The following is a 6,965-nucleotide window of genomic DNA, read 5'->3' as shown; positions in this document are numbered from 1 at the left end:
AGGCTCCGCTGATGGCCGTCGGCAGCGGGCTCGCCCTGCTGGCGGTGCGGCGGGCGGGGGTCGCGGCGGACCCGAGGGCGAGCGCGATCCTGGCCACGGCCGGCTCCACCGCCGCGATCTCCACCATCCTCGGCGGGCCCCTCGCTGCGGCCGTGCTGCTCATCGAGGGGGCGGGGCTCGCAGGCGCCCAGCTGGTCGTCCTGCTGCTGCCCTGTCTGATGGCCAGCGCGACGGGCGCCCTGGTCTTCACGGGATTCGGTCAGTGGACCGGCCTGAAGATCGGCGCGCTGGCCCTTGACGACGTGCCGCCGGGCGCCAACCCGGACGCGGGCGACTTCCTGTGGGGCGTCCCGACGGCGGCGCTGATCGCGGTGCTGATCACGCTGGGCCGCGAGCTGGGCCACCGGACCGTCTCCTGGACGCGGCACCGCACGGCCCTGCGCACCGTCGCCTGCGCCACGGCGGTCGGCGTCTGCCTCGCCGCGTACGCCCTGATCACCGGCCGTTCCCCGGCGGAGGCGGCGCTGTCCGGGCAGGCGACCCTGGCCCGGCTCGCCGCGGACCCGCACGCCTGGTCCGTGGGCGCGCTGGTCGCGCTCGTCGCCTGCAAGGGGCTGGCCTGGGGCATCGCGCTGGGCAGTCTGCGCGGCGGCCCGATCTTCCCGGCCGTACTGCTGGGCACGGCGACGGCCATGGCCTGCTCCGGCCTGCCCGGTTTCGGCGCGACCCCGGCCCTCGCCCTCGGCATCTCCGCAGCGGCCGCCGCGGTGACCGGGCTGCCCCTGGCCAGCGCGGTACTGGCGGTGCTGCTGATGGGCGGGGACGCGTACGACCAGATGCCGCTGATCGTCACCGCGTCGGTGGTCGCCTTCGTCGTCACCCAGCTGGTCCGCCGGACAGAACCGGGAGCGGGAGCGGAACCGCCGAAAGCGGCACCGGAGACGGCACGGTGACCGAGCGCCGGACCACCACCACGGGGACGGGCGGCACCCGGCCGCGTCCCGCCTGGCGCGCGGCCCGCCCTGGCTCACGCGGGCCGGCGTCGCGGCGGGCACGGTCGTGGCCTACTTTTCCTCCCCCTCGACCACCTGGGTCCGCGGCGTCCCGTACTGAGCTGGCTGCTGTTCGCCCTGGTGCTGACGTTCGCGGCCGTGACGCTGCTCCGCCAGATCCGTCACGTGCTCCTCGACCGCCCGGAGACCCGGCCCGGCGTGGTCATCCCCCTGCTGATCATCCTGTCCGTGCACGTCTTCGCGGCCGCCTACCACGCCCTCGCCAAGCAGCCGGGCGAGTTCACCGGTCTGCGCACCCGCGTCGACGCGCTGTACTTCACCGTGGTCACGCTCGCCACCGTCGGCTACGGGGACACCGCCCCGCGGGGCCAGGCGGCGCGGATCGTGACCGTTCCGCAGATCGCCTACAGCTTCGTGTTCCTCACCGCCGCCGCGACCGCGCTGAGCACACGGGCGCGCGACATGGTGGTCCGGCGGACCGATCGGGACCGGCCCGACTGACGGCGGCCGAAAGCTCGGGGCGTACGGCTGTTTCCGCAGGACCGAGGCCTGTTCGCCGGGCCGGGCGACCCGGAGGCCCGCTTGTCACCACCCCGGTGGGAGCACTACTGTCGCCACGCCTTGGTGAACGGGAAATCCGGTGTGATGCCGGTGCGGCCCTCGCCACTGTGAATCGGGAAGTCCGGCTCCGGCCCTCGCGGGCAGCCACTGGGTACTTGTACTCGGGAAGGCGGAGCACGGGCGGTGGTACCCGTAAGCCAGGAGACCGGCCAAGGCGCGTCGTCCATCCACGAGGTGCTGGAGAGGGTCTGCTGAGCCATGCACATAGCCGAGGGCTTTCTGCCACCGGCGCACGCGATCGCCTGGGGTGTCGCGTCCGCGCCGTTCGTCGTCCACGGAGTACGGTCACTCACCCGTGAGGTCAGGGAGCACCCGGAGAGCACCTTGCTCCTCGGCGCCTCCGGAGCCTTCACGTTCGTTCTGTCGGCCCTGAAACTGCCTTCTGTCACCGGTAGTTGCTCGCACCCGACCGGCACCGGCCTGGGTGCCATTCTCTTCCGGCCGCCGATCATGGCGGTGCTGGGCACCATCACCCTGCTCTTCCAGGCGCTGCTGCTGGCGCACGGCGGGCTGACCACGCTCGGCGCCAACGTCTTCTCGATGGCGATCGTGGGCCCCTGGGCCGGCTACGCCGTCTACCGGCTGCTGCGCCGCTACGACGTGCCGCTGATGGTCGCGGTGTTCTTCGGGGCGTTCGTCGCCGACCTGTCGACCTACTGCGTCACCAGCGTGCAGCTGGCGCTGGCGTTCCCGGACCCGAGCAGCGGATTCCTGGGCGCGCTCGGAAAGTTCGGGTCCATCTTCGCCGTCACGCAGATCCCGCTCGCGGTGAGCGAGGGCCTGCTCACGGTCATCGTGATGCGGCTGCTGGTGCAGTCCAGCAAGGGCGAACTGGCGCGGCTGGGCGTGCTGTTGACCAAGGCCGGCAAGAGCAGCACCGACGAGCCGGAGGCGGTGGCCCGATGAGCCGCAACGCGAAGATCAACGCCCTGCTGCTGCTCGCCGTGGCCGCGCTCGCGGTGCTGCCGCTGGTGCTGGGTCTCGGCGATCACAAGGAGGAGCCGTTCGCCGGTGCCGACGCCGAGGCGGAGACGGCGATCACGGAGATCGAGCCGGACTACGAGCCGTGGTTCTCGCCGCTGTACGAGCCGCCGTCCGGGGAGATCGAGTCGGCACTGTTCGCCCTGCAGGCCGCGATCGGCGCGGGCGTGCTGGCCTACTACTTCGGGCTGCGCCGGGGCCGGCGGCAGGGCGAGGAGCGGACTGCGGCGGCGCTGCGGGGCGCTCCCGGAGAGGACTGAGTGCTGCCGATCGACGCGGCGGCGCACAGCAGCCGCTGGCGCCGCCGCCATCCCGTGGACAAGGCCGTGCTCGGGCTGGGGCTGACCGTCCTCGCGATCTCGCTGCCGCCCTGGCCGGGCGCGGCGCTGGTGCTGGTGACTGCGCTGGCCGTGCTGCTCGGCCCGGCGGGTGTGCCCGGGCGCCGGCTGTGGCGTGCCTACCGCGTGCCGTTGGGTTTCTGCGTGACCGGGGCGCTGCCGCTCCTGGTGCAGGTCGGGGGCCCGCACGGGTTCCTGACGGCGGCGGACGGCGGCCCGGCGCGCGCCGGTGAGCTGCTGCTGCGCACCTCGGCGGCCTCCCTCGGGGTGCTGCTCTTCGCGTTCACCACGCCGATGTCCGACCTGCTGCCCCGCCTGGTGCGGGCCGGGGTGCCCGCGCCGGTGGTCGACGTGGCGCTGGTGACGTACCGGATGAGCTTCATGCTGCTGGACTCCGTGCGCCGGGTGCGGGATGCGCAGGCGGCGCGGCTGGGCCACACCACCCGGGCCGCCGCCTGGCGTTCGCTCGGCGGGCTCGGCGCCACGGCGTTCGTGCGGGCCTTCGACCGTGCGGCGCGGCTCCAGTCGGGGCTCGCCGGGCGCGGCTACGACGGCACGCTGCGCGTCCTGGTGCCCGAGGCCCGCGTCTCGGTGCCCTTCACGGCGGCGAGCGTCGCGCTGCTGGCGGCGCTGGCCGCCCTCACCCTCGTACTGGAAAGGCCGCTGTCGTGAGCGAGACGATCGAGAGGGCCGAGGCGGCCGCGTCGCCCCTGGTCGCCCTGCGGGGCGTGTCCTTCGCGTACGAGGAGGGCCCGGCCGTGCTCACCGGCCTGGACTTCGCGGTGCGCGAGGGACGGGCGCTCGCGCTGCTGGGCCGCAACGGCAGCGGCAAGACCACGCTGATGCGGCTGCTCAGCGGCGGACTCAGGCCGCACGCGGGGTCGTTGACGGTCGACGGGGAGCCGGTGACGTACGACCGCAAGGGGCTGACCCGGCTGCGGACCACGGTGCAACTGGTGGTGCAGGACCCGGACGACCAGTTGTTCGCGGCGTCGGTGTCGCAGGACGTGTCCTTCGGGCCGCTGAACCTGGGTCTGGCCGACGCGGAGGTCCGTTCCCGGGTCGAGGAGTCGCTCACCGCGCTGGACATCGCCGCACTCGCCGACCGGCCCACCCATCTGCTGTCCTACGGCCAGCGCAAGCGGACCGCGATCGCCGGGGCCGTCGCGATGCGCCCCCGGGTGCTGATCCTCGACGAGCCGACCGCCGGGCTCGACCCGGACGGCCAGGAGCGGCTGCTCGCCACCCTGGACGGGCTCCGCGCGGGCGGCACCACCGTGGTGATGGCCACCCACGACGTCGACCTCGCCCTGCGCTGGTCCGACGACGCGGCCCTGCTCACCCCGGCCGGCGTGCACACCGGTCCCACGGCCCCGACGCTGGCCCGCGCCGAGCTGCTGCGGCAGGCCGGGCTGCGTCTGCCGTGGGGCGTCGCGGCGGCCCGGCTGCTGCGCGCGCAGGGCCTGTTGACGGGCTCTGCGGCGGGCCCCCGAACGGCGGAGGAGCTGGCCGCCCTGACCGACTGACGGGGTGCCGGCCAGGGCGGCTCGGGCTCAGTGCGCCGAGTCGCTGTACTCCGCGTCCCGGGCCGCCTCGGCCGTCTTCTCCTCGGGCCGCTGCCGGGTACCGCGGCGGCCGGGGAGGACGGCGAGGACGATCAGGGTGCCGGCGGCCATGATGATCCCGCCCACGAGGCTGGTCGTGGCGACACCGTGCGCGAAGGACTGGTTCACGGCGTCGGCCAGGGCCTGCGCCTGCTGAGGGCCGGCGGCGGGGTCCGTCGCGAGGCGCTCGGCGACGGCCAGCCCGCCGCCCACGGAGTCCTGGGCGGTGTCCAGCGCGGCGGACGGGAGCCGGTCGCCCACCAGGTCGGCGAGTTCGTCCCGGTAGGCGGTGCCGAGCAGGGAGCCCAGCACGGCGATACCGAGCGAGCCGCCGAGTTCCAGCGCGGTGTCGTTGGCGCCGCCGCCGACGCCCAGCTCGCTCTCCGGGAAGGAGCCCATGATGGTGTCGGTGGCCGGGGACACACTCAGCCCGATCGCGAGGCCGAGCAGCAGCATCGGGGCCAGGAAGTCGGCGTACGTCGAGTCCTTCTCGATGAGGACCAGGAGGAGGACACCGACGGTGCCGATCACCATGCCGGACCCCACCATCGCCTTCACGCCCAGCTTCGGGGTCAGCTTCCCGGTCGCCGCGGCGCCGACGAACACCGCACCGGCCAGCGGCAGCAGGCGTACGCCGGTCTCCAGGGCCCCGTAGCCGAGCACGAACTGCAGGAACTGCGTGGCGTAGTAGATGGCGCCGTAGGTGCCGAAGAAGAAGAACAGCACCGCCAGCATCGAGCCGCTGAAAGGCCGCAGCAGGAACCTGCGCACGTCCAGCATGGGGTGCGGGTGACGCAGCTCCCACCACACGAAGGCGACCAGGCCGAGGCCCGCGGCGACGGCCGCGGCGACCGGGCCCGCGCCCCAGCCGAAGTGCGGGCCCTCGATGCTCGCGTAGACCAGGCTGCCGACGGAGACGATGGAGAGCAGGCCGCCCACGTAGTCGATCCGGCCCATGCCGGCCGCCTTGGACGGCGGTACGAGGATCAGCGCGCCGACGACGGCGGCGACCGCGATGGGGACGTTGACCAGGAAGGTGGAGCCCCAGGCGTGGTCCTCCAGGAGCCATCCGGCGACCAGCGGGCCGACCGCGATGGCGAGGCCGGAGGTGGCCGTCCAGGCTGTGATGGCGCGGGCCCGCTCCCCCTTCGGGAAGACCGCGACCAGCAGGGACAGCGTGGCCGGCATGACGACGGCGGCGCCGACGCCCATGATCGCCCGGGCCGCGATGACCAGCCCGGTCTCGTCCACCAGACTGCCCATCACCGAACCGCCGGCGAAGATCACCAGGCCGGTGATCAGCGCGCCCCGACGGCTGTACTTGTCGCCGATCGAGCCCAGCACCAGCATCAGCGCGGCGTACGGGACGGTGTAGCCGTCGATGACCCACTGCAGGTCGCTGCTGCTCAGGCCCAGGTCGGTCGTCATGTCCGGCGCGGCCACGATCAGGGACGTGTTGGCCATGACGACGATCAGCAGGCTCAGACACAGCACGAGGAGCGCCCACCAGCGCCGTGCGTAGGGCCCGGTCATCTTGTCGACGGGTGTGGTGGCTAGGAGGGGCATGGGGGCTCCCGGGAAAGAGGCAAGCGAGCGAGCGAGGGGCAAGTTAATTGCCCATCGATGTGCAGACTGGTGACAGAGTAGTTTGTTGCACAGTGGCGTGCAAATATCTTGGGGCCTGTCATCGGGCCTTGCCGGCGGGTCTTTGCCGGCGGGTCTCTGCCGACAGGTCTCTGCCAACGAGCCATTTCCACCGGGCGCGCCTCGCGTCCAGCGCCCCTTCCGATCGAGGTACCGACGTGACCACCACACGCGCCCGCATCCTGCGAGCGGCCGAGCGGGAGCTGGGCCGCGATCCCGACAGCAGCCTCACGGAGATCGCCGCGGCCGCCGGCGTGGCGCGCCGCACCCTCTACGGTCACTTCGCCGGCCGGGAGGCCCTGGTCGGAGGGCTCGTCGAGGAGGCCGCGGAGGCGGTACTGCGCGCGATCGGCGGCACGGACGCGTCGGCCCAGGACGACGATCCCGCCGCTGCCCTGGCCCGGTTCGTCCTCGGCCTGTGGCCGATCGGCGACCGCTACGGCACACTCATCGCCCTCGCCCACCACCGCGGCCTCGGACGGGAAGGGGTGAGCGCGATCCTCGCCCCGGCCCGTGACAGGCTCGCCGGCATCCTCGCCCGCGGCCGGCGCGTGGGCGTCTTCCACACCGCCGTGCCGGCCGGTGTGCTCGGCGCGGCGCTGGAGGCGCACCTGCTGGCGCTCCTGGGCTGCGCGCGTTGCGGGGTCTGGGACGACGACGGCACGGACGCCGCCGTGGCCGCGCTGATCGTCGCGGGGGTGGACGCCGACACCGCGTCAGGGGCGGTACGCGCTCTGCGCGGCGAGGGGTGACGGGTACCGGGG

7 protein-coding genes, 1 pseudogene and 1 riboswitch are annotated in these 6,965 nt (G+C 73.7%); of the genes and pseudogenes, 7 read left to right on the top strand and 1 reads right to left on the bottom strand.

What is annotated here, in order from left to right:
• From EBH09_RS27910 to EBH09_RS27885, 6 genes and pseudogenes are all read left to right on the top strand, one after another.
• The coding region (locus EBH09_RS27910) for a chloride channel protein (protein ID WP_238697457.1) at positions 1-953 on the top strand (953 nt) is incomplete at its 5' end.
• 106 nt (positions 954-1,059) lie between these two features.
• A pseudogene (locus EBH09_RS27905) lies at positions 1,060-1,514 on the top strand (potassium channel family protein).
• Positions 1,515-1,618: 104 nt separating this feature from the next.
• Positions 1,619-1,803: riboswitch (cobalamin riboswitch) on the top strand.
• 29 nt (positions 1,804-1,832) lie between these two features.
• A complete protein-coding gene (locus tag EBH09_RS27900) occupies positions 1,833-2,540 on the top strand; it encodes an energy-coupling factor ABC transporter permease (protein WP_121749705.1) in 708 nt (235 codons plus the stop codon).
• On the top strand, positions 2,537-2,875 hold the full coding sequence (locus tag EBH09_RS27895; protein WP_121749704.1) for an energy-coupling factor ABC transporter substrate-binding protein: 339 nt from the start codon (positions 2,537-2,539) through the stop codon (positions 2,873-2,875). Before EBH09_RS27900 ends, EBH09_RS27895 begins: the two co-directional genes overlap by 4 nt.
• Entirely contained in the window at positions 2,876-3,625 is a 750-nt protein-coding gene (gene cbiQ / locus EBH09_RS27890) for a cobalt ECF transporter T component CbiQ (RefSeq protein ID WP_121749703.1), read from the top strand.
• Entirely contained in the window at positions 3,622-4,479 is an 858-nt protein-coding gene (locus tag EBH09_RS27885) for an ATP-binding cassette domain-containing protein (protein WP_121749702.1), read from the top strand. Before cbiQ ends, EBH09_RS27885 begins: the two co-directional genes overlap by 4 nt.
• A 27-nt stretch (positions 4,480-4,506) precedes the next feature.
• On the opposite strand, the gene EBH09_RS27880 is transcribed toward EBH09_RS27885, so the two are convergent.
• A complete protein-coding gene (locus EBH09_RS27880) occupies positions 4,507-6,123 on the bottom strand; it encodes an MFS transporter (protein ID WP_121749701.1) in 1,617 nt (538 codons plus the stop codon).
• A 236-nt stretch (positions 6,124-6,359) separates the two neighbouring features.
• Between EBH09_RS27880 and EBH09_RS27875 the strand changes: the two genes are divergently transcribed.
• Positions 6,360-6,953 carry a TetR/AcrR family transcriptional regulator gene (locus EBH09_RS27875; protein ID WP_121749700.1) on the top strand — a complete coding sequence of 198 codons (594 nt, stop codon included), beginning with the start codon at positions 6,360-6,362 and terminating at the stop codon, positions 6,951-6,953.
• The last annotated feature ends 12 nt before the right edge of the window (positions 6,954-6,965 follow it).

This window comes from Streptomyces sp. E2N166, assembly GCF_003671715.1.
GTDB classification, from domain to species: Bacteria; Actinomycetota; Actinomycetes; order Streptomycetales; family Streptomycetaceae; genus Streptomyces; species Streptomyces thinghirensis.
This window is presented reverse-complemented; position numbering and strand designations above follow the sequence as displayed.

Excerpts from the sequence above, each read along its gene's own strand:
- EBH09_RS27900 (WP_121749705.1), top strand. The coding sequence starts at position 1,833 with ATGCACATAGCCGAGGGCTTTCTGCCACCGGCGCACGCGATCGCCTGG.
- EBH09_RS27895 (WP_121749704.1), top strand. The coding sequence starts at position 2,537 with ATGAGCCGCAACGCGAAGATCAACGCCCTGCTGCTGCTCGCCGTGGCC.
- EBH09_RS27880 (WP_121749701.1), bottom strand. The coding sequence starts at position 6,123 with ATGCCCCTCCTAGCCACCACACCCGTCGACAAGATGACCGGGCCCTAC.